This window comes from Streptomyces sp. NPDC031274, from assembly GCF_055570235.1.
The window spans coordinates 1-1,245 of record NZ_JBVIHP010000310.1; the positions used below are offsets into that span (position 1 = coordinate 1).

A 1,245-nucleotide genomic window follows, 5' to 3' on the forward strand; every position below is an offset into this window, starting at 1 on the left:
GTCGCCACGCAGACGGCTGGTCATACTCGGCGGCCCGGGAGCGGGCAAGACCACCTTGGCCGTTCAACTTGTGCGTGCACTGCTCGATCCCCGTCAAGTGGGCGAGCCGGTGCCGGTGTTGCTGACCTTGGCTGAGTGGTGGGGTCCTGATGATACGGGCCTGGGCAACCTACGCGAGTGGCTGAAGATCCGGCTCGTCGAGAACTATCCGGCGCTGCGGACGCTCGGTGATGAGGCTCTGGCTGAGCTGGTGAAGCCGCGGGGAATCCTGCCGGTGCTGGACGGGCTGGACGAACTGCCTGACGCGGCCCGTGTCCGGGTGTTCTCCGCTCTGTGTCGGGCGGTGGAGCGGGACGAACAGCAGCTAATCTTGACCTGTCGCACGGAGTACTACCTTGAAATCACACCGCGGCTAGGGCCGCTGGGCGCTGCGGCGGTTGTCGAGCCTCTCCCACTCACGCCGGCTGATGCTGCGGGCTACTTGCGTCATGCCTGGCCCTCGCCGGGGCCGCAGCGTCAGCCGATCCTTGACGTGTTGGAGGCGGTGGACCCGCCTGAGGCGCTGGCCGAGGTTGTCTCCACCCCATTGGGTCTGTGGCTGCTGCGCGTGGCCCACAGCGAGCGGGAGGCGGACTCCGCTGCCCTGCTGCACGCTGCCCGGCTCAGCCGACGCCCTGCGCGGCCGTCTGTTTGACCAACTGATTCCGGCGCTCATCAAGGCCAGGGAACCAGCCGAGGGCCGTCGACATCCCTTTGAACCACGCCGCCAATACGCCGCTGCCGACGTGCGGCGGTGGATGGAGTCTTTCGCCTTCTACCTGACCCGGATGCCTGCACCGCAGTTCGCGCCGTTCGTCATGGTCGACCGCAGCGGCGATCCGGTTCGCCCGCAGGTCACCCGTGACTTCCGCTGGATGCACCTGGCCCGTGCGACCCTGCCCCCTCATGTTCTGCCTCGGGTCTTCGCCCTTGCTTTTGTCCCGCTGGGAGCGGTCATGGGAACTGTCGCAGGGATAACCGTCAATCCCGGGTTCAACCTTGGCCTCATGAGCGCCCCAGTGTTTGGTCTGGTCGGCGGCGCATTGGTCGGGCTGTGGGGCTATTGGCGAGGCCGGTTGGTCAACAGAGACTGGACGTTCGATCAACGCCCGTTCACAGCGGACCCTCGGAGAGCTGGACAACTCGTTCGACTCGGCCTGTGGCTACTCGGTGGATTCGCGACTGGCGCGATGCTCGGGATCGCCT

The 1,245-nt window shown here is 66.5% G+C and carries 2 protein-coding genes; both read left to right on the forward strand.

Annotation, left to right across the window (positions count from 1 at the left end; all coding sequences use genetic code 11):
- Positions 1 to 694: NACHT domain-containing protein (locus ACZ5CR_RS45930; RefSeq protein ID WP_468869857.1), on the forward strand; the 694-nt coding region annotated here is incomplete at its 5' end.
- A gap of 103 nt (positions 695 to 797) precedes the next feature.
- On the forward strand, positions 798 to 1,245 hold a 448-nt coding region (locus tag ACZ5CR_RS45935; protein ID WP_468869860.1), incomplete at its 3' end, for a hypothetical protein.